We start from the raw sequence: 23,736 nt of genomic DNA, 5'->3' as shown, positions 1-23,736 counted from the left end.
ATCCCTACATGCCCACCTGCGCGAAACGCGCGTACCCGGGCGCGCCGGCTCGACCGGTCAGGCGCGCGGCCAATGCGCGCAGCGCCAACGCGCTCTGCACGCCAACCGCCGTCGCACCGTCGAGCAGCGGCCAGCGCCCGACCTCGGGGAGTGTCACGCCGAGATCGCGCAACACCGCATGGGTCTTGTGCAGCATTGCGTCGCGCCGCGTTGAATCGGTGTAGTACGTGAAGCTGATCGTGATCGATGGATCGTCCCCGTTCTCGACCATGTGCGGACTGGTCGACGGCATGTAGGCGCCCTGCCCCGGCAGCAGGTCGAACACCTGCGCACGCTCGCGGAACGATTCCTTCCACTGCAGCTGGTCGCGGTCGTGGCGCTGGTGGAAGCGATCGCGCGCCAGCTCGCTGGCGACGACGGTGTCACGGTGATCCCAGACGTACACGCGCTTGCGGCCGTGGATCTGCAGGATGAAGTTGTGTTCCTTGTCAAAATGGAATGGCGTGACCGTGCGCGGCGAGGAAACGAATATCCACCCCGCGCGATGGCACATGCCGGGGTCGCGCTGCTCGACCAGCGGCTGGACGCTGTCGAGCACCATGCCGACCAGTTCGCGGTAGACGGAATCGGTCTGGACATTGAGCAGCGACGTCCACGCCTTGGCTTCGCGCAGCGAACTCAAGGTGTCCACGGCCGAGCGCGTATTCGGATGCAGATCCGGCGCGTTGTTGAAAGGCGTTCCGGCGGTCGCATCGTTGGCGTGCGTACGGATGCGCCCCGCCGCTTCCAGTCGTGCACCCAACGCCGTCAGCGCCTCGAGCTGAAGCAGTGGATGGTCGCTCAGGAGATGGCGCACGGGCTGTATGCGCCAGGGGTCGAACGCCGCCGGGTCGAACTCGATCTGCGGCACCAGCCGCTGGTGCTCATCCTTCGCGAGCGCCACCGGCTTCGGAACTGTAAGGGCCATCCTCTAAACTCCCTCTTGCGCTGTGGGATGCGCCATTTAGGGCTTAGATAGGAACGTACCGACCCGGGACCAGCGGCCAATCCGGGCATACCAAGCAAAATGCGTACACAGGCGCTGCGGCGCGCTACGCTATGCCCAACAGGGCCCTCCATCCGCGGATGTGATGACGCAGGATTTCGCACAGCTCTACTCGGAACTGGGTCTGCGCCCCGGCTGCACGTTGGTGGAGCTCAAGCGTGCCTACCGCCGGCGAGTTGCCGAACTGCATCCGGACCGCGCTGGACTACATCCTCCGGAAGTCGAACAGAACCTGGCGCTGCCCGACCTGATCGCGCTCTACACCGCCGCAATCCAGTTTCACAGGCAGTACGGACGCCTGCCCGGCGGGCTGCATGTACGCAGCGCTGCGTCGGCGCCGCTTCGTTCAACACCTCGCCGGATGCCACCGGCGTCGCCTCCTGCACGCGAGGACGAGCCAAAGCTGCCGTTCGCCCGCACGCTCATCATCGCGATCCTGCTGATCGCACTGCTGCTGATCCTGCAGACGTCCTGGGATCGTTTGTCGTCCAATGTCGGTGACGAGGTGAGCGGGTTGCCGGTCGGCATCGTGCCCGAAACCGCTGTTTCGACGACTGTCGAAGGTTCCACCGCCAACAGCATGGGCCGCACCGAAAGCGTGCCGGCATCGGAAGAAACCCGGCCTACCGGAGCGTCGAAGGAGACGCCGGAAGCAAGCAAGCCGCGGGAAGCGATCGCCGTCCACTGACCGACCGGTGTTCCGCGGATCAGCGCGCTCCACGCCGGAACAGCACCACCTCGACCGTCTGCAACAGGATCATCAGGTCGAACAGCAGGCCGTGGTTCTTCACGTAGAACAGGTCGAAGGTCAGCTTCTCGGCAGCGTCCTCCACCGAGGCGCCATAGGGATACCGCAGTTGGGCCCATCCGGTCAGGCCGGGCTTCATGCAGTGCCTGACGTCGTAGTAGCGGATTTCCTGGCTGAGCATGTCGACGAATTGCGGCCGCTCCGGACGCGGGCCGACGAAGCTCATCTCGCCACGAAGCACGTTGAACAACTGCGGCAGTTCGTCGAGCCGGGTCGTGCGGATGAAGCGCCCGACCCGCGTGCTGCGATCGTCGTCCCGGCGCGCCCAACGCGCCACGCCATCCTGCTCGGCATCCACGCGCATGCTGCGGAACTTGACCAGCTCGAACGGCCGTCCATTCAACCCCACGCGGGTCTGGCGATAGAAGATCGGTTCGCCAGATTCGTGCCAGATCGCCAATGCCACCAGGAGCATGAAGGGCCAGGCGACCAGCAGCAGCGCGCTGGCCGCCATCAGGTCGAACAACCGCTTGTTCAGGCGCCTGGGCACGGAGTGATCGAATCCTCCGGAGAACACCAGCGATGACGGGTCGGCCACGTCCAGCCTCACCATGCCCGCTTCGCGCTCGAAGAACGTCGACAGGTCAGACACCACCACGCCTTCCTGCGCGCATGCCAGCATTTCGGCCATCGGCAACCCGCCGCGACGTTCGTCGACGGCCACGACGATCTCGTCGACGTGCAGCCAGCGTGCGATCTCGGCCACTCCGAAGTTCGTGCTCAGCAGCATCTCTTCCGGAACCATCACGGGTTGTTCCGGCGCCGGAATGAAACCGACGAGCACGAACGACTGGCGATCGTTCCTGCGGCGCAGGCGCTTGGTGATCAGGCAGGCGTTGCCACCGGCCCCAAGCACGAGCACGCGCCGCTTGAAGGCATCCGCACCCAGCACCGTAAGCAGCAGCCAGCGCAGCAGCAGCACGCCCAGCAGCCCAAGGCACAGCGCCAATGCCAGCACTCCACGGCCAATGTAGGCAGCCGGCACCAGGTAATAGAGAACCAGCAAGCCGATGCCGCCGAACGCGAACGACATGAGCAGGCGCAGCACGAAATCGAGCCGGTTCAACCTGACGTGGACCTGGTACAGGCCGAAGGCCAGCATCGCGACCGTGATGAAGCTAGCCACGACCACTGCACGTAGCGGCGCGTCGCTGATGAAGACGGCGAACCCCTCCGGGTCCTTGAGGAAGCGCACCCAGGCCGCCAGCATGACGGCAAGCACCAGCAGTACCAGCTCCGCCAGCCAGAGCAGGCGGATGACCCGGCTTTTCCGGCTCGTCAGCGCAGCCTTCACGCTTTCCACTCCGAAGTTCCGGCGGCCGCCTCCACGGGGCGTCCTGCGGCCAGTCCCAACTTCTGATAACGCAGCGGGCCGTGCGGTCCGGTCCAGCCATACTCGATCGCCGCGCCGGGCATCCCTGCGACGGCGGCGCTCCAGCCGTGTCCGGCGTCGAGCATGCCGACGGCGAGTCCACCGGCGCCCGGCAGTTCGACCACGGTCTGGTCCGGCGCCTCGAAAGCGTCGGGTTCGATCTCGAATCCCGTTCCGGCCGCTTTCAACAGGGCTTCCTTGCGAACCCACAAGGCAAGCCAAGCGGCACCTCGCCGGGGTTCGGGCGTGGCATTGGCTGCGTGGAGTTCGCGTGGATGGCACAGGCGACCGGCGATCTCGCTCATGACGCCCGCGCGTTCCGCCGGTTCGATGTCGATGCCCACGGTCGAAGCGCGGGTCACCGCGATGGCGATTGCGCCATCGGTGTGGCTCAGGCTGGTCGCGGCAATACCGCCCTCCAGTCGGGGACACCCTTTCGCGTCGCGGTACAGCGGCACTCCTTCGGGCGGCATTCCAAGCACCGCGCCGAGCATCGCCCTATGCAATGCGTATGCCAACGTCAGTTGTTCGCGATCACGACTGGCCCGCCGGCGGCGCACCCTGGCGAGATCGGCCGCATCCAGCATCCGCTCCGCCTGCGGCAGCCATGGCCGCCATGCCAGCGTCCGAGCCAAGGCAACGAGAATTGTCGGGGATTCGAGCGTGCCCGCGTCACGCGCCTCCCACGCTTCGATGAAGGTGTGGTGGATACGCGCATCAATGGACGGCTTCGGCTTTTGTTCAGAAATGCAACCAAGTCGTGACACCGGATTCCCCGATCGTTGCGCGTTGTCCGAAGCAATAGAACGCAATCGAACGGCAAAACACGGCCACATGACGGCGCCCTGGATACGATTCCGACCGCACCATTACGCGCATTTTGTCCCCGAAACGCGCTGTTTCCCGTACAGGATTGATGAGCGTTGCGTTGCAAGTCGCCTTCAACGAACCAGGGTCTCCAGATGCGTAGCAGTGCCCGCGTCTTCCGCAGCAAGCTGAAACTGATCGCACGCGAAGCCGCGGAGCTCCCGGTGGTTCGGCTGATGACGGAGCCGCTGTACCGGCGTGCCTTCAAGCGCCCGTACTGGGACGGCAATGCCTACTACGGCGTGTTCGACAGCTACGCCCAGGCCAAGGCGGTAGTGCCCGAATCGTTGCCGGCGACCTACGACCTGGCCGCGGCGGGCAAGATGTACGCGGAGCGCATCGACAGTATCCGGGTCAGCGATTACCCGATGGTGTATTGGTTGTCGCGTCTCCTGCAGGCGGGACAGCGCCGCATCTTCGATCTCGGCGGTCATATCGGCATCAGCTACTACGGCTTCCGCCGGCATCTCGAATACCCGGACGACCTGCGGTGGCTGGTCCACGACGTGCCGGCGGTGGTCACCGCAGGGCGCCAACGCGCCAGCGAACTGGATCCGGAGCAGCGCCTCTCGTTCACCGAATCGCGCCAGGCGGCCGACGGCCATGACGTGCTCATATCGTCCGGCGCGCTGCAATACCTGGATTACACGCTGTCCGAACTGCTCGAGGAACTGCTGGACCCCCCGCGACATATCCTGGTGAACCTGACGCCGATGCATCCCCATCGCGGGTTCTTCACCCTGCAGAACATCGGTGTGGCGATTTGCCCCTATCGCGTCATGGCGACCGGGGAGTTCATCGCATCCATCGAGAAACTCGGTTACTCCGTGGTCGACCGATGGGAGTCGCAAGAGCGCGGATTGCGCGTCCCCTTCTCCGACGATCTCGCGATCGATCGTTACACCGGCATCTACTTCCGCCGCGCCGACGACTAGTCCGCATTGCGGCGTTCCGAAGCAAGGCAATAACAAACATAACTATTAAGCATGACACTTCCTGCACAGGGTTTGCCGTACCTAACCCGATCAGGTGTCTAGGCAACACAGCACCTCGCGTCGCACCATCAGCGCGAACCACGCACGTCGACTTGGTCTGCAGCACGCGTGCCGCAGGCGAGGATTCGCCCGCCGGATGTCCGATACCACGAGAAAGACAGGGGTCGCAACGAGCATGTCGAAACGTAACGACAAAGCGATTCCGGCGATTGCGCTTGGACGCGGCTACACCGGACTCGGCACGCTGCGGTCGCTCGCCACGGCGGGAATCCCCACGTACATCGCCTGCCCGGGCGATGACGTCGCCACACGCTCGCGCTGGTACCGGCCAACACCCGGCGCCACGCCATGGGACGGCACGATCGGTCCGGAAGCGATGCGCGCCCTGGAGCAGATGCCATTGCAAAAGGCGGTGCTGGTGCCGGGCGCCGACGACGCCGCGCTCTGGCTATCCAAACTTCCGGGAACTCCGCTATCGGAACGCTTCAAGGTTTCTTCCAGCAGCCACGCAAGCCTGCAGATCCTTCAGGACAAGACCCTGTTCGGTGAGTTCCTGGGGCACATCGGGATTCCGCATCCGCGCACGTTCACGATCACTTCGTTCGACGACATCGCAGCCATCCCGTTCGCGGAGTTGGACCGGGTATTCATCAAACCCGCCGATTCGCAGAAGTTCAGCCGGGCGACGGGTGCAAAAGGCTATTGGGCCAAGGACCACTCGGAGTTCATGGATGTTTGGCATCAGCTGGATGAGCAAGGGTTCAAGCTGGTCGCCCAGGAATACGTTCCAGGCAGTTCGTCCGACCATTACCTCATCGACGGATTCCGCGACCGCGATGGGAACTTGCCCGGGCTGTTCGCCCGGCGCCGGGAGCGGCTCTATCCGCCGGACTTCGGCAACAGCACGTATTCCAGGAGCATTCCGCTGAGCGAAGTGGGAAGCGCACTCGAAGGCCTGACGCTGTTGTTGGAAAAGCTGCAATACCGCGGGATCTTCAGCGCCGAGTTCAAGCGCGACTCGAGGAACGGCGAGTTCCGCATCCTCGAGGTCAACACGCGTGCCTGGTGGTACGTGGAGTTCGCCACGCGCTGCGGCGTCAATGTCTGCCGGATGGCGTATGAGGACGCGCTAGACAGGCCGGTCACGCCCTCATCCAGGAACTATCCGATCGGCGCAAGCTGCGTGAACCTGGTGTCGGATTTCCGCTCCGTGCTCGCCCAGGATCCTGCCAACCGGGCCCCGCTGCTGAAAACACTGGGGCAGTGGTTGCGTTCCTACCACCACGTATTCCGCATGGACGATCCAGGTCCCGGACTGCTGGCGTCCTGGAGGCTGGTGCGGGGGTTCCTGACCTGACCGGTAGCTGACCGCGAAGCCGTTCACCCGAGTGGGGGATTCCAGCCCCTCATCGGGTGAGGCGAGTGCCATGAGCGCGGTCATCGAATACATCCTCAGCGACCTCCACCGCTACGAAGGCGGGACTTCCTCCGGCGCCCTGCTCCGGCACCTGGCCACCAACTGGTCATTCCGCTACAGCTTCTGGCTGCGCCTTTGCGGCTGCAGGTCCCGAGTGGTTCGCGTGGTGGCCAAGATCGTCCACCGGCACTTGTCGATCAAGTACGGCATCCACATTCCTGCGAGCACGCAGATCGGGCATGGCCTCTTCATCGGCCATGCGGTCGGACTGGTGGTCAATCACACGGCGCGCATCGGCAGCAACTGCAATCTCAGTCAGTTCACGACCATCGGTTCCAACCACGAGCACGCGGCCGTCATCGGCGACAACGTATACATCGGCCCTGGGGCGTGCATCGTCGAGGACGTCGTCATCGGCAGCAACGCCACGATCGGGGCCGGTTCAGTCGTCGTGAACGACGTCGCGGAAGGCGCAACAGCGGCGGGAAATCCGGCCCGGGTCATTTCGATGAACAAACCTGGACGTTATGTCGCCAACCGATGGTCTGGAAACGCAGCCAAATCCGTGACAGCGCAGCAGCATGCCCAGATTCGGCCGTAGACGCGCCGCTGCGCCCGCGCGCGTCGCGCTTTCCGGCGCGGATGCTCCAGCAGGACCCGTTGACGGAACGCCGTGAGAAGAACGTGCTCCGAGCCACAGGATCCGCAATCCGGACACCGGATCCGGTTTCGCCATACGAGTACATCAAAAGCGACCTGTACCGGTATGCAGGGACCACCTCGCTGAGCGCAATGCTCAAGCACCTGACTTTCAACCGTTCCTTCAAATACAGCTTCTGGCTGCGGCTTCGCCGGGCAAAGTTCGCTCCGCTGCGCTTCATCGCTGCGGTCATGCACAGACATTTGCGATTCAAGTACGGGGTTCGCATCCATGCCGACTGCGAGATCGGCTTCGGCCTCTACATCGGCCATCCCATAGGCATCCTGGTCAATCACACGGCGCGGATCGGCAACAACTGCAACATCAGCCAGTTCACGACGATAGGTTCCAACTACGAGCAAGCCGCCGTGATCGGCGACAACGTGTACATCGGGCCGAGCGTCTGCATCGTCGAAGCCGTGCGTGTCGGAAACGATGCCACCATCGGCGCCGGCGCCATTGTGGTGAAGAACGTTCCTGCGGGTGCGACCGTTGCCGGCAATCCAGCGCGGGTGATCTCGATGAGCGAGCCTGGACGCTACGTGGTCAATCGTTGGCCACCGCGTAATCGCCATTCATGACGTGGCGATGCGCTATTCGACCTGCTCGCAAAATCGGCGCAAAAAACACAAAGGCCAGTGAATTGCTTCACTGGCCTTTGTGCATTTGTAGTGGCGCGCCCGGAGAGATTCGAACTCCCGACCACCAAGTTCGTAGCCTGGTGCTCTATCCAGCTGAGCTACGGGCGCTCAGTCGGAAAATTATGACTGCTCGTTACCGATTCGTCAAACATTTTCCGGATCTTTCTGTCATCCGATCGCGGACCGAATGACCAACACCGCAAGGCGTTGAAGAACTGGCGGAGACTGAGGGATTCGAACCCTCGATGGAGCTTTTGACCCCATACTCCCTTAGCAGGGGAGCCCCTTCGGCCTCTCGGGCAAGTCTCCGCGGGACTACGACGTCTTGCGGGCGCAAAGCATAACGGCTCGGCACCCGCACGGCAAACTTTTTGTCAGCCGCGGTTTATTAGCCGGCGCTCTTGCCAGAATCTTCGGACGGCTCTTCGCCGCGCTGGATGCGCTGATAGATTTCTTCGCGATGAACCGCAACATCCTTCGGTGCGGTGATGCCGATACGCACCTGATTACCCTTCACGCCGAGCACGGTAACCGTCACCGAGTCGCCGATCATCAGGGTTTCGCCGACGCGACGCGTCAGGATCAACATGGTGATTCTCCTCTGCCGGCAAATCGTTTGCCGGCTCTGGCGCCCCGCATGACCAGGACGCTTCCAATTTCCTATGTACGTTAAACCATCATAGCGAGCGGCCGTTTCCGGTCACAAGCGAGGGCACGCACCGTTCATCGTTCAGGTCAGCCTGCTACCTACCCAGGCGGCTACCTCGGACAGAGCCTGTGCCAGTGCGGGGCCATCGTCGCCTCCACCCTGGGCCATATCCGCACGGCCGCCTCCCTTTCCATTGATTCGACCCGCAACCTCGGCGATGAGTTCACCCGCCTTGATCTTGCCGGTGGCCGCACCATTCACTCCGGCGACAAGAGCGGCCTTGCCATCACTGGCCCCGGCCAACAGGATCACGGCATCTCCGAGCTGCTGCTTCAGGCGGTCCACCGCCTCGCGCAACGCCTTGGCATCGAACCCTTCCAGCCGCGTCGCCACGACCTTGATGCCACCGACATCGGTCGCGGCGGAGGCCAGATCGGCCGTGGCGCCCGAAGCCGCCTTGGCCTTGAGGCCCTCCAGCTCCCGCTCGAGCCGCTTCTGGCGGTCCAGCAGAGCCTTTAGCTTATCAGTGACATCCGACACATTACCGCCGAGCAGGCGGGCCGCATCGCCGAGTCTGCGCTCCTCGTCAGAGACGAAATCCAGGGCGCCCTGCCCGGTCAACGCCTCGATGCGGCGGACGCCAGCCGACACACCACCTTCTGACACCACCTTGAACAGGCCGATGTCGCCGGTCCGGGACACGTGGGTACCGCCGCACAACTCGGTCGAGGTTTCGCCCATGCGCAGCACGCGCACGTGGTCGCCGTACTTCTCGCCGAACAGAGCCATCGCACCGAAATCCAGCGCCTCCTGCATGCCCATGTGGTGCACTTCGGCTTCGGAGTTGCCACGGATCTCGGCGTTGACGCGACGTTCGATCTCCGCCAGCTCGCTGCCCGTGAGCGGGGCGAAATGGGCGAAGTCGAAGCGCAGCCGGTCGGGCGCGACCAGCGAGCCCTTCTGTGTCACGTGATCGCCGAGAACGCCACGCAGCGCGGCGTGCAGCAGGTGCGTTGCCGAGTGATTCAATACCGTGGCGGCCCGGCGAGACGCGTCGACCGTGGCACGGAGGCGATCGCCGCGCTTGAGGGTGCCCGACGCGAGCGCGCCCACGTGGCCATGGAACTGCCCGGCGAACTTCTGCGTGTCGCGCACAGCGAAGCGCGCCGCGCCGGCTTCGAACTCGCCGGTGTCGCCGACCTGGCCGCCGCTTTCGGCATAGAACGGTGTGCGATCCAGGATCACGACGACTTCTTCGCCTGCCGTCACCTGCTCGACCGGACGGCCGTCCTTGAGCAGGGCCAGCACTTCCAGGCCATCCGCACTCAGCTGCTCGTAACCGAGGAACTGGGTCGGCGCGAGCTGGGCGGCCAACTCAGCCGGCATCGTCGCAGCGTTGCCGAACTTGCCCGCGGCGCGCGCGGTCTCGCGCTGTTGTTCCATGGCGGCATCGAAGCCTTCCATATCCACCGACAGGCCGCGCTCGCGCGCGATGTCGGCGGTCAGGTCCACCGGGAACCCATAGGTATCGTAGAGCCGGAACGCATCGACACCAGGAATAACGCCCTTCGAACGTGCGGCCACCTCGTCGAAGATTCGCATGCCAGCATCGAGCGTCTCGGCGAAGCGTTCTTCTTCGGCCAGCAGTGCGCGTTCGACGAAATCGCGCTTGGCCGTCAGTTCCGGATAAGCATCGCCCATCACCTCGACCAGCGGCGCAACCATGCGATGGAAGAACGGCCCCTTCTGACCGAGCATCCAGCCATGGCGCAGTGCGCGACGGATGATCCGGCGCAACACGTAGCCACGCCCCTCGTTGGACGGCAACACGCCGTCGACGATCAGGAACGCGCAGGCGCGGATGTGATCGGCGATGACGCGGAGCGACTTGTTGCCCAGGTCGGCGGTGCCGGTGTACTCGGCAGCCTTGCCGATCAGGTGGCGGAACAGGTCGATCTCGTAATTGCCGTGCACGCCCTGCAGGACGGCAGCGAGACGCTCCAGCCCCATGCCGGTATCCACGCACGGAGCCGGCAGCGGCAACAGCGTGCCGTCGGGCTGGCGATCGAACTGCATGAACACCAGGTTCCAGATCTCGATGAAGCGGTCGCCGTCCTCGTCAGGCGAGCCCGGCGGGCCACCGGCGATGTGGGCGCCATGGTCGTAGAAGATCTCGGTGCAGGGACCACACGGGCCGGTGTCGGCCATCTGCCAGAAATTGTCGGAGGCGAACGGCGCGCCCTTGTTGTCGCCGATGCGAACGATGCGCTCGGCCGGCAGACCCATCTTCTGGTTCCAGATTGCGAACGCTTCGTCATCGGTGTGATAGACCGTGACGAGCAGGCGCTCGGCCGGCAGCTTCCAGACCTTGGTCAGCAGTTCCCAAGCCCAGGCGATGGCGTCTTCCTTGAAGTAGTCGCCGAACGACCAGTTGCCCAGCATCTCGAAGAAGGTGTGATGACGGGCGGTGTAGCCGACCTGGTCGAGGTCGTTGTGCTTGCCGCCTGCCCGCAGGCAGCGCTGCACGTCGGCCGCTCGGACGAAGCCGAGCTTCTCGCTGCCCAGGAACACGTTCTTGAACTGGACCATGCCCGAGTTGGTGAACAGCAACGTCGGGTCGTTCGCCGGCACCAGGGGCGCGGACGGCACGATGGTGTGGCCTTTGCCACGGAAGAATTCGAGGAAATCGCTGCGGATTTCGGTAGTGGTCTTCATTGCTGCGCGCAGGTTCGGTGGACCGGGAGCGGACGCTCAGACCGGCCGGTACCCCCCAGAATGGGGGCAAGACTGGAGCAGGCAACCCAAAACCCGAAAGCCCGCTAGGGTATCAGGAGCCACGGCCGCGTGCGCAGATGCGGGCAGGCCCGCCCATCAGGGCTCAATCGTCAGGGTCGAACCGTGTGGCGCTGCGGATGGTGGACGAGTCGAAGCCGCGGCGGAGAAGGAAATCGGCAGCCTTGCGCCGCGCTGCAAGGTCATCCATGGATGCGCCGAAACGGCGTCGGACCAGGTCCTGCGCGATCTGCCCCCAGTCGCCCTCATGGCTGTCCATCGCACGGGCGATCAGCTCGCGATCGAGCCCATGCGTGGCGAGTTCAGCCCGGATGCGGATGGGTCCGTAGCCACTGTTAGCCCGGCTGCGGACCAGCCCTTCAGCGAACCGGGCGTCATCCTGCCAGCCCTCCCTGGCCAGTCGGTCGACCGCGGCGGCCACTTCATTGGACTCCAGGCCCCGGGCGGAGAGCTTGCGGGTCAGTTCCTTGCGCGAATGTTCGCGCCTGACCAGCAGCCCGAGCGCGCGCTGCGTCGGGCTCTGTTCGCGGACGCGCTTGCGCTTGGCGGGGCTGCGCCCGCCTTCGCCCTCTCCGCCATCCGCGTGATCATCGTGCATCCGGAACCTCCGGCAGATCAGTCGTCCTGACCCTCACCTGCGCCTTCGTCGCGGCTGGCCTCGGCCGGCACGAACTTCTCGCGCAGGGCAGCTTCCAGGCGCGCCGCCACTTCCGGGTTGTCCTTGAGGTACTGGCGGGCGTTTTCCTTGCCCTGCCCGATGCGCTCGTCATAGGCGCTGTACCAGGCGCCGGACTTCTCGACCAGCTTGGCATCGACGCCCATGTCGATCAGCTCGCCTTCGCGCGAAATGCCTTCGCCGTAGAGGATCTCGGTGACAACCTGCTTGAACGGAGGCGCCAGCTTGTTCTTGACCACCTTGATACGAGTCTGGTTGCCGATGATCTCGTCGCCCTTCTTGATCGAGCCGATGCGGCGGATGTCCAGGCGCACCGAGGCATAGAACTTCAGCGCGTTGCCGCCGGTGGTGGTTTCCGGACTCTGGCCCGGCATCATCACGCCGATCTTCATGCGCAGCTGGTTGATGAAGATCACCATGCAGTTGCTGCGCTTGATGTTGCCGGTCAGCTTGCGCAGCGCCTGGCTCATCAGGCGGGCCTGCAGACCCGGAAGCTGGTCACCCATCTCGCCTTCGATCTCGGCCTTCGGCGTCAGTGCCGCGACCGAGTCGATCACCACCATGTCGACCGCGCCCGAGCGCACCAGCATGTCGGCAATTTCCAGCGCCTGCTCGCCGGTGTCGGGCTGGCTGACCAGCAGGTCGTCGACGTTGACGCCGAGTTTGGCGGCATAGGTCGGATCGAGCGCATGCTCGGCGTCAACGAAAGCCGCCGTACCGCCGAGCTTCTGGCACTGCGCGATGGCTTGCAGCGTCAGCGTGGTCTTGCCGGAGGACTCCGGTCCGTAGATCTCGACTACGCGGCCCTTGGGCAGACCACCGATGCCGAGGGCGATGTCGAGCATCAGCGAGCCGGTGCCAATGACCTCGGCCGGCTCGGCCACGCGGTCGCCCATACGCATCACCGAGCCCTTGCCGAACTGCTTTTCGATCTGGCCCAGTGCGGCCGAAAGGGCGCGCTTCTTGTTCTCGTCCATCGTGGATTCCTTGGAGGTCGGTTGCTTGTTGGAGGGCAATCTAGCGGGCACTGGTCGCACGAGTTGAGACACCGGAGCCCGTTGCAGAAATTAGTGGTGTGGAGAAAGCGATGTAGGCAGGGGATCGAGGATCGGGAGGTCGGAAAGCGCCGCAGTCCTGGTTGCGGAAACCTCCATGGGAGATCACCGGTTCGGCCTGACCAGTCCGCAGTACAGCCCCTCGATGGCGAAGTCCTGGCCGGGCTCGACCTCGATGGGCGCGTAATCCGGGTTGCGTGGCAGCAGGCGGATCCGGTCCCTGCCTATCTTCAGCAGCTTCACTGTGATCTCGTCATCGATGCGCGCCACCACGATCTGCCCCGAGCGTGCGTCGCGCGTGCGGTGCACGCCGATCAGGTCGCCGTCGAAGATCCCCTCGTCGCGCATCGAGTCGCCCTTGACCTTGAGCAGGTAGTCCGGCGTCGGCGAGAAGAACACGCGATCCAGCAGCACGACGTTGTCCGAACCGATATCGGCGCCGATCGGCCGCCCGGCGGCCACCTGCCCCAGCACCGGCAGGCGCAGGGCGTCATCCGATGCCGGCGCCTCCGCAGCGACCGTCGCAGATGCAATCTGCTCCGGGGGGACGCACACGCGGATGCCGCGGGCGCGACCCGGCATGCGCTGGATCGCGCCTGCCTGCTCGAGGGCCTCGAGGTGATACTGGGCCGCACGAACGCTGCTGAAGCCCATGGCGCGGGCGATCTCGGTCTGCGAGGGCGGCACGCCCTCAGCATCGATCCGCTCGGCGATCAGGGCGAGGATGGCGCGCTGGGTGTCGGTGATGTCCATTAGTAGCAATACTACTAATGGATTTTCGCGGGCGTCAACCCCGCCCGCCGATCAGGTCATCAGCTCGGCCAGGCCATGCAGGGCGGCGGCGACGCTCTGGCGCCGGACCGAATCGCGATCGCCATCGAAATGGAAGGTCACGGCCGTGGGATAACCGCCACGGCGCTTCCATGCAATCCAGACGGTGCCGACCGGTTTGTCCTCGGTGCCGCCGGTGGGCCCGGCGATGCCGGTCACTGCGACCGCAAGCGTGGCTCCGGAATGGACCAATGCGCCGGACACCATCTCGATCACCGTCTCGCGGCTCACCGCACCGTGCTGTTCCAGGGTCTGCGGCCGCACGCCGAGCAAGGCCTGCTTGGCCTCGTAGCTGTAGGCCGCCAGGCCGCACTCGAACCAGCCCGAGGAGCCCGGAATGTCGGTCAGCATCTTCGCGATCCAACCGCCGGTGCAGCTTTCCGCGGTGACCAGGGTATGGCGGTTGATGCGTGCGGCTTCGCCCACCTGTTCGGCAAGGCGGCGAAGGGAGTCGTCGGCAACGTCGGTTTTCATGCCGCCCACTATAACGGCAAGCCGTGGTGGCGCTTACGGCGCCAGGAGGCCCTCCACGGATGGAGGACCTCCGGGCAACCGATCAGTACATCACCCGAAGTGTCATGCCGTAGGTGCGCGGGGCACCGAGGAATGCATTGAACGAATTGAACGGGTTGTTCGGCGCGGGAGAGACATTCTGCAGCGGCGCGTCGAAGCCGACCTGCACGTATTCCTCGTCGGTGAGGTTCAGCCCCCACAGCTCCACCATCCAGCGCTTGTTGCGTGCGCCGAAACCGACTCTCGCATTCCACACCGTGAAGCTGTCCTGCACCTTCTCGACATCGAGGTCTGAGCCGGTGTTGTAGTCGGACATGTACTTGGCGCCCAGGTTGAAGCGCGCAACAAGGCTGTTGCCGATATCCATCTCGTAGGTGGCCGAGCCCGCTGCAGACCAGTAAGGCGCGAAGCTGACGCGATTTCCCGGCAGCTTGTACAGCGCACCGGTTGGCGCGACGAAATCGCCGCCCGGGATGTTGTCGCCGTAACGCGTGTCGGCATAGGTCACGCCGCCCTGCAGCATCAGGCCGTCGGTCGCCTGCCACAGCAGTTCGGTGTCGATGCCCTTGGACACGACTTCAGGAATCGAGCGAACCACGAAGCTGGTGCCGAGGAAGCTGTTGAGCTGGAAGTCTTCGTATTCCTGGTGGAACAACGTGGCATTCGCGAGCAGGTTGCCGTCGGCCCAGGTGGTCTTGGCGCCGAGCTCGTAGCTGTCGACGAACTCGCCCGGGAACGAAGTGTCGTTCACCGGCAGGATGCCCGAGCCACCGCTGGACAGGCCCGTATTGGACTGCACGCGGTCGAGGTTGAAGCCGCCGGCCTTGTAGCCGCGCGCGCCCGACACGTAGCCCATCACGTGCTCGTTGAACTGGTAGGCCGCCTTGAGCGTGCCCGACCACTCCTTCTCTTCGCTCTCCTGATGGGTCGCGCGTCCGTTGTGCAGCGGGTTCGCCCAGGGCAGGCACGAGAAACCGATGACCTGCGGAATCACCTGCGGCAGTGCCGCTGCCGGCACACCCCGCGCCAGCAGCGCCTGCGCCACTCGCGCCTGTCCGCCTGGGCCCAGCATGGCCGAGCAGCCTGGGCTGCCGTTGGGGTTGCTGTAGGTCGAATCGAGCTTCTTGTCTTCGGTCGTGTAGCGCAGGCCCAGCGTGACGTCGAGCGCGTCGGTCGCATGCCAGGTGTTGTTGGTGAACAGTGCCGCGCTCTTGGCGTTCTGGCGATAGACGTCATTGGCGCCGAAGCCGGCGAACACCGTGCCGAACGGCCGCCCGGTGGCCTGCGACAGGAACAGCGGCGCAGTCGGGCTCTGCCCCAGCGCCGGGTTGATCATCGACAGCAGCGCCACCGACAGGTACGGCTCGTAGGCATTGCCGATGCGGTACGTTTCGTTGCGGTCGAGGTCCTCGTCGGAATAGAACGCGCCGAACATCCAGTCGAAGCTGTCACTGGAGCCGGTCAGCCGGAACTCCTGGCTGAAAGTCTTGAAGCCGGTGAACGACTCGTTCTCCTTTGCATCGCGATACAGCAGGTCGGCACTGCTGAAGTCGAAGTCCAGCCCATTGATCGAACCCCAGTCGCGCCATGCGGTGATCGAGGTCAGCGTGGCGCCGTCGAACCAGGGCGTGATCCAGTTGACCTCGGCAGCGACGCCCTTGTCCTTGATGTCCTGCTCGGTGCTGCGGTTGCTGTAGGCGACGCGTGCGAACGGGTCGGCCACGCGCACCACGCCCTCGTCCGGCGCGAGTGCGTCGATGATGTTGGCCGTCGCGCCGCGCACGGTGGTGACGCCGACGCAGCAGTTCTCCTCGCGGCTGGTGAAGTCCGCGATGAGGTTGATGTCGAGTGTGTCGGTCGGTTCGAACAGCAACTGGCCGCGCAGCGTGTGGAAGTTCTGGTCGCCGTCCTCGGTCTCCGTGCGCGGACCCGCGCCGGTGCGCACGTCGGTATAGCCATCTCGCTTGCGCTTGGCGCCGTAGATGCGGAATGCGGCGTTGTCGCCAATCGGCGTGTTGAGCGAGCCGGACACGCCCAGCGCGTTGTAGTTGCCGACGGTCAGCTCGCCCTCGACCGTGGTGTTGTAGTGCGGACGCTTGGTGATGACGTTGATGACGCCGGCGGAAGTGTTCTTGCCGAACACCGTGCCTTGTGGACCTTTCAGCACTTCGATGCGCTCGATCTCGCCGAGGTCGCCGAAGCCGACGCCGTTGCGGGGACGGTACACGCCATCGATCAGAATGCCGACCGAGGATTCCAGGCCTGCGTTGTCGCCGACGGTACCGATGCCGCGGATACGCGCGACGGTCTGCGCCTCGCTCTGGGTGCTGGTGACGGTGAGGCCGGGAACCAGCACCTGCAGGTCCTTGACGTCGCGCACGCCTGTGTCCTGCAGCAGTTGTTCGGGCAGCGCGGTGATCGCGATCGGCACCTCCTGCAGGGCCTCCTCGCGTTTCTGCGCGGTAACGGTGAGCGCGGCGAGCGTGGTCGCCTCTTTCTCTTCCTTTTTCTGCCCGGCGGGTTCCTGGGCGGATGCCGCAAGCACCGGCATCGACGCGAACGCGGCCGAGATGGCCAGCGCCAGCAGCTTCCGGGTTCCGACAGGCACGGCCGACGTAATCGAACGCATCGCTCCCCCTTTCTATTTATGTGATTTATGGACCGCGCCCCTCGTCGCGGCTGACGTCGCCTGTGCTCCCCAACACCTCGCGCCCAAGATCGGGCGTACGGCAGCGAACGTTAAGAGGAAATTAAACACGCCGGGGGCCGGCCAACACGCCGCAGCGCAACATCCGGCCTGTTCCAAGGCGGCCGGGGATCACGCCAGAGTCCTTGGCTGATAGCCTAGGCGGCCTTTCGTGGCCGACTTGGCCACCCCTTTGCCTGAATTGCCTGCAGATTCCATGAGTCCAGCCGACCGGCCGCCCGAGCACACCCCCCTGATGAAGCAGTTCTTCGCCGCCAAGGCGGAGCATCCGGACGTGCTGCTGTTCTTCCGGATGGGCGACTTTTACGAGCTGTTCTACGACGATGCGCGCAAAGCCGCGCGGCTGCTCGACATCACCCTGACCCAGCGCGGCCAGTCGGGCGGCCAGCCGATTCCGATGGCCGGCGTGCCGCATCACTCCGCCGAAGGCTACCTGGCCCGGCTGGTGGCACTCGGCGAGTCGGTCGCGATCTGCGAGCAGATCGGCGACCCGGCCCTGGCCAAGGGCATCGTCGAGCGCAAGGTGGTGCGCATCGTCACGCCGGGCACCGTCACCGACGAGGCCCTGCTCAACGAGCGCCGCGACACCCTGCTGCTGGCCGTGGCCCGGGGGAAATCCGGCTTCGGCCTGGCCTGGGCCGACCTCGCCGGTGGCCGCTTCCTGGTCAACGAGGTCGCCAATGAGGACGCGCTGGAAGCCGAGCTCGCGCGCCTGGAACCGGCAGAAACACTGATCGCTGATGAGGACGGCTGGCCGGCATTCCTCGGCGAGCGCACCGGCCTGCGGCGCCGGGCGCCATGGCTGTTCGACGCCGACAGCGGCCGCCGCCAGCTGCTGCGCTTCTTCAACCTCCATGACCTGTCGGGCTTCGGCCTGGAAGACAAGCCGTTGTCGGTGGCCGCCGCCGCCGCCCTGCTCGGCTACGTCGAGGAAACCCAGAAGCAGCGTTTGCCGCACCTGACGTCGATCGCGGTCGAATCCGGCGATGGCGCGATCGCGATGAACGCGGCCACGCGCCGCCATCTCGAACTCGACACGCGCATCGATGGCGACAACCGCCACACGCTGCTTGGCGTGCTCGATTCGACGGTGACGCCAATGGGCGGGCGCCTGCTCCGCCGCTGGCTGCATCGCCCGCTTCGGGAACGCATCCCGCTGCGGATGCGGCAGCAGGCGGTGGCCGCGCTGGTCGAATCCCGCACCGGGGACGGTGTGCGCGAGTCGTTCCGCGCTCTGGGCGACCTGGAGCGCATCCTCTCTCGCATCGCGCTTCGCAGCGCGCGCCCACGCGATTTGTCGACGCTGCGCGACGGTCTCGGCCTGCTGCCGGATGTGCGCGGCCTGCTGGCACCTGTCGACTCGCCCCGCCTGGCCGAACTCTGCGCCGAACTCGGTGAGCATGACGAGCATGCGCACCTGCTTAAGTCTGCGATCGTCCCTCAGCCGCCGGTGCTGGCACGCGACGGCGGCATCTTCGCCGAAGGCTATGACGCCGAGCTGGACGAACTGCGCACGCTGTCGACCCATGCCGACCAGTTCCTGATCGACCTGGAAGCGCGCGAACGCGCCAGCAGCGGCATTCCGACGCTCAAGGTCGGCTACAACCGCGTGCACGGTTACTACATCGAAATCAGCAAGGGCCAGAGCGACAAGGCGCCGACGCATTACACCCGCCGGCAGACGCTGACCGGCGCCGAGCGTTACATCACCGAGGAGCTGAAGCAGTTCGAGGACAAGGTGCTGTCGGCCAGGGAACGCTCTCTCGGCCGCGAGCGTTTCCTCTACGAGCAGTTGCTCGACGCGCTCAACGAACGCCTGGAGCCGCTCAAGCGCTGCGCCTCCGCGCTGGCCGAACTGGACGTGCTGGCCTGCTTCGCGGAGCGGGCGCAATCGCTGGATTGGGCGCAACCGGACCTGTCCGACGATGCGGGCCTGCGCATCGAGCGCGGCCGTCACCCTGTCGTCGAAGCGGTGCGCACCGATCCGTTCGAGCCCAACGACCTGATCCTGCACGGCGACCGCCGCATGCTGGTCATCACCGGTCCGAACATGGGCGGTAAATCGACCTACATGCGCCAGAACGCACTGATCGTGCTGCTGGCACATATCGGCAGTTTCGTGCCGGCTTCGCGAGCCGTGATCGGCCCGATCGACCGCATCCTGACGCGCATCGGCGCCGGCGACGATCTTGCCCGTGGCCAGTCGACCTTCATGGTCGAGATGAGCGAAACCAGTTACATCCTCCACCACGCCACGTCGCAGTCGCTGGTGCTGATGGACGAGATCGGCCGCGGCACTTCGACCTACGATGGCCTGGCCTTGGCCGAAGCGTGTGCACGCCACCTGGCGCACCACAATCGCGCGTACACGTTGTTCGCCACGCACTACTTCGAACTGACCACCCTGGCCGAACCCGGCAGCGGCATCGCCAACGTGCACCTCGACGCGGTCGAGCACGGCGACCAGTTGGTCTTCATGCATGCGGTCAAGGACGGGCCCGCCGATCGCAGCTTTGGCCTGCAGGTGGCGGCGCTGGCCGGCCTGCCAAAAGCCGTGGTGCAGCAGGCGCGTGGACGGCTGGCGGAGCTCGAACAGCAGAGCCGCGATGCGCCGATGCCTTCGCTGGCGCCTGCAGCGCTGGACGCGCCGCAGCAGTTCGGCCTGTTCGCACCCTCGTCCGCCGCACTCGACGCGCTCGCATCGATCGATCCTGACGACCTCACGCCCAAGCAGGCACTCGAGGCGCTTTACCGCCTGAAAGCGCTGTCCTGACGTTGGCGCGGATGGCCCGGTCTCGTGCCGGGCACATCCAGTCCACCAGCGTCGCCAAGGGCCCACGGCCTTCGGTCGTTATGTCCGCGTGAATATTCATAGCCAGCGCATATCGAATTATTCAAATTATTCGATTTCAACTGTCGATTGACTCTGACTAATGTGGGTCCAGGGCTCCCGAACCGGGGAGCCCGCGGTCGCGCAGTGAACCTGCGTCGGTCGCGCTGCACCCGTCGTCGACACCAACAACAAGAACATGGCTGCGGCCCGGCGAAAGCGGACGCAGCGGGGCAGCGCCATTCGCAGGAAAACGCGTTCATACGTACACGGACTTCCAGCCGCCGCAGTCGGGCGCAAACGACAAAGGAGAGAACCCATGAATCTCGAAGCGAAGTGCCCGTTCCATCACGCTGGCAGCGGCAGGTCCAATCGCGACTGGTGGCCGGAACAACTGCAACTGGATCTGCTTGCCCAGCATTCGTCGAAGTCGAATCCCATGGGCGAGGAGTTCGACTACGCCAAGGAGTTCAAAAGCCTCGACCTGAAGGCCCTGAAGCAGGACCTAACGGCGTTGATGACCGACTCGCAGGATTGGTGGCCCGCCGACTTCGGTCACTACGGCCCGCTTTTCATCCGCATGGCCTGGCACAGCGCCGGCACCTATCGCATCGGCGATGGCCGTGGCGGCGGTGGCCGCGGACAGCAACGCTTCGCGCCGCTCAACAGTTGGCCGGACAACGTCAGCCTGGACAAGGCGCGACGACTGCTGTGGCCGATCAAGAAGAAGTACGGCCGCAAGATTTCCTGGGCCGACCTGATGATCCTCGCCGGCAACGTCGCGCTGGAGTCGATGGGCTTCAAGACATTCGGTTTCGCCGGTGGTCGCGAGGACACATGGGAACCGGATCACGACGTCAACTGGGGCCTGGAGGCCAAGTGGCTGGGCGACGAACGCTATTCCGGCGATCGCGAACTGGCCAATCCTTTCGGCGCCGTGCAGATGGGTCTGATCTACGTCAATCCTGAAGGTCCCAATGGCAATCCGGATCCGATCGCGGCCGCGCGCGACATCCGCGAGACGTTTGCGCGCATGGCGATGAACGACGAGGAGACCGTCGCACTGATCGCCGGCGGCCATACGTTCGGCAAGACCCACGGCGCCGGTGATCCCAAGAACGTGGGTGTCGCGCCGGAAGGCGACGACATCGTCGCACAGGGGCTCGGCTGGCACAGCACGCACGGCACCGGCGCTGCCGGCGATGCGATCACCAGCGGCCTCGAGGTCACATGGACCAGTTCGCCGACCAAGTGGAGCAACAACTTCTTCTGGAACCTGTTCGGCTACGAATGGGAACTGACGAAGAGTCCCGGCGGCGCGCACCAGTGGCAGCCCAAGAACGGCGGTGGCGCGAACACGGTCCCGGAAGCGCACGACCCGAGCAAGCGGCGTGCCCCCGGCATGCTGACCACCGATCTCTCGCTTCGCTTCGATCCGGCCTACGAGAAGATCTCCAGGCGCTTCCTGGAGAACCCGGATCAGTTCGCGGATGCGTTCGCACGCGCCTGGTTCAAGCTCACCCATCGCGACATGGGCCCGCGTGCGCGCTATCTCGGCCCCGAAGTGCCAGCTGAGCAGCTCATCTGGCAGGACCCCGTTCCGGCCGTCGATCATCCATTGATCGATGAGAAGGACATCACCGCGCTGAAGGCGAAGATCCTTGCGTCGGGCCTGTCGGTTTCCCAGCTGGTATCGACCGCCTGGGCTTCGGCATCCACGTTCCGCGGCTCCGACAAGCGCGGTGGCGCTAACGGTGCCCGCATCCGCCTGGCACCGCAGAAGGACTGGCCGGTCAACGAGCCCAAGCAACTTGCCGGCGTGCTCAAGACGCTCGAAGGCATACAGAAGGAATTCAACGACGGAGCGCCGGGCGGGAAGAAAGTCTCGCTTGCGGACCTGATCGTCCTGGGCGGCGCCGCCGGTGTCGAACAAGCGGCGAGAAATGCCGGCCACCCGGTCAATGTCCCCTTCTCTCCTGGTCGCACGGACGCCTCGCAGGAGCAAACGGATGTCGCATCCTTCGCACCGCTCGAACCGCTCGCGGACGGCTTCCGCAATTACCTCAAGGACAAGTTCAGCATTCCGTCCGAAACCCTGCTGGTCGACAAGGCGCAACTGCTGACCCTGACCGCGCCGGAGATGACGGTGCTGGTCGGCGGCCTGCGCGTTCTTGGTGGCAACGTCGGACAGACCCGGCTTGGCGTTTTCACTGAACGCGAGGAAGCACTGACCAACGACTTCTTCGTCAACCTGCTCGACATGTGCACGGAGTGGAAGGCGAAGACCGGCGACGAAGCCGTGTTCGAAGCGCGCGACCGCAAGAACGGTCAACTCAAGTGGACCGGCAGCCGTGTCGATCTCATCTTCGGCTCGAACTCCCAGCTTCGCGCCCTGGCCGAAGTGTATGGAAGTGCCGATGCACAGGAAAAGTTCGCCAGAGACTTCGTGGCGGCCTGGAACAAGGTGATGAACCTGGATCGCTTCGACCTCAGGAGTTGAGAGCAACGATGCATGTGCATGCAGCCCGGCGAGCAATCGCCGGGCTTTTTTCATGCCAACCCAAAGGCCAGATAACTGTGACAACACCGGGAAATCACAGTGCACGCCGAAGGCGCTGCACCATCACCCCCGCTGAACTCATTGGCGCTAGCATCGGTCTTCCCCCACCCAAGGACTGGCTGCCATGAGCGCCTCACTGACCGACGACCTGCTCAATCAGTTGCAGGGCCAACCCCTCGCCGATATCGGCAACCAGCTCGGGTTGTCGCCGTCGCAGGCCTCGGGCGCCGTCTCAGCTGCACTTCCGCTGCTGCTGGGTGCGCTTGGCCGCAATGCGAGCCAGCCGCAAGGGGCCGAGGCCCTGTTCGGAGCGCTGCAGCGCGATCACTCCAGTCTCGACATCGGCAGCGTGCTGGGCTCGGTGCTCGGCGGCGGTGGTCAGGGGCAGCAGATCCTCGGACACATCTTCGGCGCACGTCAGCAGGGCGCGGCGCAGGGACTCGGCGCGGCTACCGGGCTCGGCGGTGATCAGGCAGGTACCTTGCTGAAGGTCTTGGCGCCCATCGTGCTCAGCTTCCTGGCACAGCGCATGTTCTCGCAAGGTGGAGCCACAGCGGCGAACCAGCTCGGCGCATCGCCGCAAGGGCTGGGGCAGATGCTGGGCGAGGAGCATCAGTCGATTACCCAGCAGGGCGGCCTGGGCGGCGGCCTGCTGGGTGCCGTGCTCGATCGCGATGGCGACGGCGATACCGACTTCACCGATCTGATGGGCCTGGCTGGCTCATTCCTCGGCGGCCCGCGTTGAACCTCGTGGCGCAGGCTCGCACCTGCGCCCACGATCACGATCACGTAGCGTCGATGTCCCCGAGCGCACGGATCAGGCGGCGCGCCCGCTTGTCGGGTTTGGTCACCGGCGCCTGATAACCCGTGCGTTCCGCGGCGCGCCGCGCACGCACTTCCGCCCGAGCCTGCTTCGAGGCCTCGCTTTCGTCATACAGGGTCTGCGCAACGCTGGCCGGTCCGCGCACATCGCTGAGCGCAGTCACGGCGATCTCGAAGATCTCCTCGCCCCGCGCCACTCGCAGCGCGTCGCCGACGCGCACCGCACGCGAGGCCTTGGCACGTTGACCGCCCGCCTCGACCTTACCGGTTTCGACAGCCTGCTTGGCCAGGGCGCGCGTCTTGAAGAATCTGGCGGCCCACAACCACAGATCTAGGCGCACCGACGGTGTCGGATTCTGTTGTTCGGTCACAGCAACTTCCGGGATCTCCGGGTTCCTACTGATTGCCATCCTGCTTGCGCATTATCTCAGACCACGAGCCTATCGGCGCCTGCC

The 23,736-nt window shown here is 64.9% G+C and carries 19 protein-coding genes and 2 tRNA genes; 8 read left to right on the top strand and 13 right to left on the bottom strand.

Going from position 1 to position 23,736, the window contains the following annotated elements:
• Positions 1-4 precede the first annotated feature (4 nt).
• Positions 5-967 (bottom strand): cupin-like domain-containing protein, encoded by a 963-nt coding sequence (locus tag IU514_RS09665; protein ID WP_194930910.1) that lies wholly within the window; start codon positions 965-967, stop codon positions 5-7.
• Positions 968-1,187: 220 nt separating this feature from the next.
• Here IU514_RS09665 and IU514_RS09660 point away from each other — a divergent pair, with 220 nt between their 5' ends.
• The gene (locus tag IU514_RS09660; RefSeq protein ID WP_194930909.1) at positions 1,188-1,733 is read left to right on the top strand and encodes a J domain-containing protein; all 546 of its coding nucleotides are present in this window, start codon (positions 1,188-1,190) and stop codon (positions 1,731-1,733) included.
• Positions 1,734-1,752: 19 nt separating this feature from the next.
• Here IU514_RS09660 and IU514_RS09655 read toward each other — a convergent pair whose 3' ends face one another.
• Positions 1,753-3,147 carry a TIGR03013 family XrtA/PEP-CTERM system glycosyltransferase gene (locus IU514_RS09655; protein ID WP_324187809.1) on the bottom strand — a complete coding sequence of 465 codons (1,395 nt, stop codon included), beginning with the start codon at positions 3,145-3,147 and terminating at the stop codon, positions 1,753-1,755.
• Positions 3,144-4,061: a 4'-phosphopantetheinyl transferase family protein gene (locus IU514_RS09650; protein ID WP_194930908.1), complete on the bottom strand. Its 918-nt coding sequence runs from the start codon at positions 4,059-4,061 to the stop codon at positions 3,144-3,146. Before IU514_RS09650 ends, IU514_RS09655 begins: the two co-directional genes overlap by 4 nt.
• 126 nt (positions 4,062-4,187) lie before the next feature.
• Here IU514_RS09650 and IU514_RS09645 point away from each other — a divergent pair, with 126 nt between their 5' ends.
• The 4 genes from IU514_RS09645 (at position 4,188) to IU514_RS09630 (ending at position 7,785) form a co-directional block, all read left to right on the top strand.
• On the top strand, positions 4,188-5,027 hold the full coding sequence (locus IU514_RS09645; protein ID WP_194930907.1) for a methyltransferase, TIGR04325 family: 840 nt from the start codon (positions 4,188-4,190) through the stop codon (positions 5,025-5,027).
• A gap of 196 nt (positions 5,028-5,223) precedes the next feature.
• Complete coding sequence (locus IU514_RS09640; protein WP_194930906.1) at positions 5,224-6,444, top strand: carboxylate--amine ligase; 1,221 nt, start codon at positions 5,224-5,226, stop codon at positions 6,442-6,444.
• A 70-nt stretch (positions 6,445-6,514) separates the two neighbouring features.
• A complete protein-coding gene (locus tag IU514_RS09635; RefSeq protein ID WP_194930905.1) occupies positions 6,515-7,105 on the top strand; it encodes a serine O-acetyltransferase in 591 nt (196 codons plus the stop codon).
• A gap of 191 nt (positions 7,106-7,296) precedes the next feature.
• Positions 7,297-7,785 (top strand): serine acetyltransferase, encoded by a 489-nt coding sequence (locus tag IU514_RS09630; protein WP_228760625.1) that lies wholly within the window; start codon positions 7,297-7,299, stop codon positions 7,783-7,785.
• Positions 7,786-7,876: 91 nt separating this feature from the next.
• On the opposite strand, the gene IU514_RS09625 is transcribed toward IU514_RS09630, so the two are convergent.
• The 9 genes from IU514_RS09625 to IU514_RS09585 form a co-directional block, all read right to left on the bottom strand.
• Positions 7,877-7,953, bottom strand: a tRNA-Arg gene (locus IU514_RS09625).
• A 108-nt stretch (positions 7,954-8,061) separates the two neighbouring features.
• A tRNA-Ser gene (locus tag IU514_RS09620) sits at positions 8,062-8,154 on the bottom strand.
• A gap of 79 nt (positions 8,155-8,233) precedes the next feature.
• The gene (gene csrA / locus IU514_RS09615; RefSeq protein ID WP_194930903.1) at positions 8,234-8,434 is read right to left on the bottom strand and encodes a carbon storage regulator CsrA; all 201 of its coding nucleotides are present in this window, start codon (positions 8,432-8,434) and stop codon (positions 8,234-8,236) included.
• A gap of 141 nt (positions 8,435-8,575) precedes the next feature.
• The gene (gene alaS / locus IU514_RS09610; protein ID WP_194930902.1) at positions 8,576-11,209 is read right to left on the bottom strand and encodes an alanine--tRNA ligase; all 2,634 of its coding nucleotides are present in this window, start codon (positions 11,207-11,209) and stop codon (positions 8,576-8,578) included.
• A 163-nt stretch (positions 11,210-11,372) separates the two neighbouring features.
• Positions 11,373-11,885 carry a recombination regulator RecX gene (gene recX / locus IU514_RS09605; protein WP_194930901.1) on the bottom strand — a complete coding sequence of 171 codons (513 nt, stop codon included), beginning with the start codon at positions 11,883-11,885 and terminating at the stop codon, positions 11,373-11,375.
• 17 nt (positions 11,886-11,902) lie between these two features.
• Positions 11,903-12,940: a recombinase RecA gene (gene recA / locus IU514_RS09600; protein WP_194930900.1), complete on the bottom strand. Its 1,038-nt coding sequence runs from the start codon at positions 12,938-12,940 to the stop codon at positions 11,903-11,905.
• A gap of 183 nt (positions 12,941-13,123) precedes the next feature.
• Entirely contained in the window at positions 13,124-13,771 is a 648-nt protein-coding gene (gene lexA / locus IU514_RS09595; RefSeq protein ID WP_194930899.1) for a transcriptional repressor LexA, read from the bottom strand.
• A 51-nt stretch (positions 13,772-13,822) separates the two neighbouring features.
• Positions 13,823-14,323, bottom strand: a complete 501-nt coding sequence (locus IU514_RS09590) for a CinA family protein (protein ID WP_194930898.1) — start codon at positions 14,321-14,323, stop codon at positions 13,823-13,825.
• 82 nt (positions 14,324-14,405) lie between these two features.
• Positions 14,406-16,991: a TonB-dependent receptor gene (locus IU514_RS09585; protein WP_228760624.1), complete on the bottom strand. Its 2,586-nt coding sequence runs from the start codon at positions 16,989-16,991 to the stop codon at positions 14,406-14,408.
• 274 nt (positions 16,992-17,265) lie between these two features.
• On the opposite strand from IU514_RS09585, the gene mutS reads away from it, so the two are divergent.
• The 3 genes from mutS (at position 17,266) to IU514_RS09570 (ending at position 23,204) form a co-directional block, all read left to right on the top strand.
• Positions 17,266-19,842 (top strand): DNA mismatch repair protein MutS, encoded by a 2,577-nt coding sequence (gene mutS, locus IU514_RS09580; protein ID WP_228760623.1) that lies wholly within the window; start codon positions 17,266-17,268, stop codon positions 19,840-19,842.
• 376 nt (positions 19,843-20,218) lie between these two features.
• Entirely contained in the window at positions 20,219-22,399 is a 2,181-nt protein-coding gene (katG, locus tag IU514_RS09575) for a catalase/peroxidase HPI (RefSeq protein ID WP_194930897.1), read from the top strand.
• A gap of 184 nt (positions 22,400-22,583) precedes the next feature.
• Positions 22,584-23,204, top strand: coding sequence for a DUF937 domain-containing protein (locus IU514_RS09570; RefSeq protein ID WP_194930896.1), 621 nt, complete (start codon positions 22,584-22,586; stop codon positions 23,202-23,204).
• A 40-nt stretch (positions 23,205-23,244) separates the two neighbouring features.
• On the opposite strand, the gene IU514_RS09565 is transcribed toward IU514_RS09570, so the two are convergent.
• Positions 23,245-23,652, bottom strand: coding sequence for an RNA-binding S4 domain-containing protein (locus IU514_RS09565; RefSeq protein ID WP_324187808.1), 408 nt, complete (start codon positions 23,650-23,652; stop codon positions 23,245-23,247).
• Positions 23,653-23,736: the final 84 nt, after the last annotated feature.

Origin of the sequence: Lysobacter niastensis, assembly GCF_015453285.1 — a bacterium.
Lineage (GTDB): Bacteria > Pseudomonadota > Gammaproteobacteria > Xanthomonadales > Xanthomonadaceae > Lysobacter_J > Lysobacter_J niastensis.
This window is presented reverse-complemented; position numbering and strand designations above follow the sequence as displayed.

Coding starts and splice junctions, on each gene's coding strand:
- IU514_RS09665 (WP_194930910.1), bottom strand. CDS start 967: ATGGCCCTTACAGTTCCGAAGCCGGTGGCGCTCGCGAAGGATGAGCAC.
- IU514_RS09650 (WP_194930908.1), bottom strand. CDS start 4,061: ATGTGGCCGTGTTTTGCCGTTCGATTGCGTTCTATTGCTTCGGACAAC.
- IU514_RS09645 (WP_194930907.1), top strand. CDS start 4,188: ATGCGTAGCAGTGCCCGCGTCTTCCGCAGCAAGCTGAAACTGATCGCA.
- IU514_RS09640 (WP_194930906.1), top strand. CDS start 5,224: ATGTCCGATACCACGAGAAAGACAGGGGTCGCAACGAGCATGTCGAAA.
- IU514_RS09635 (WP_194930905.1), top strand. CDS start 6,515: ATGAGCGCGGTCATCGAATACATCCTCAGCGACCTCCACCGCTACGAA.
- IU514_RS09630 (WP_228760625.1), top strand. CDS start 7,297: ATGCTCAAGCACCTGACTTTCAACCGTTCCTTCAAATACAGCTTCTGG.
- csrA (WP_194930903.1), bottom strand. CDS start 8,434: ATGTTGATCCTGACGCGTCGCGTCGGCGAAACCCTGATGATCGGCGAC.
- alaS (WP_194930902.1), bottom strand. CDS start 11,209: ATGAAGACCACTACCGAAATCCGCAGCGATTTCCTCGAATTCTTCCGT.
- recX (WP_194930901.1), bottom strand. CDS start 11,885: ATGCACGATGATCACGCGGATGGCGGAGAGGGCGAAGGCGGGCGCAGC.
- recA (WP_194930900.1), bottom strand. CDS start 12,940: ATGGACGAGAACAAGAAGCGCGCCCTTTCGGCCGCACTGGGCCAGATC.
- lexA (WP_194930899.1), bottom strand. CDS start 13,771: ATGGACATCACCGACACCCAGCGCGCCATCCTCGCCCTGATCGCCGAG.
- IU514_RS09590 (WP_194930898.1), bottom strand. CDS start 14,323: ATGAAAACCGACGTTGCCGACGACTCCCTTCGCCGCCTTGCCGAACAG.
- IU514_RS09585 (WP_228760624.1), bottom strand. CDS start 16,991: ATGCGTTCGATTACGTCGGCCGTGCCTGTCGGAACCCGGAAGCTGCTG.
- mutS (WP_228760623.1), top strand. CDS start 17,266: ATGAGTCCAGCCGACCGGCCGCCCGAGCACACCCCCCTGATGAAGCAG.
- katG (WP_194930897.1), top strand. CDS start 20,219: ATGAATCTCGAAGCGAAGTGCCCGTTCCATCACGCTGGCAGCGGCAGG.
- IU514_RS09570 (WP_194930896.1), top strand. CDS start 22,584: ATGAGCGCCTCACTGACCGACGACCTGCTCAATCAGTTGCAGGGCCAA.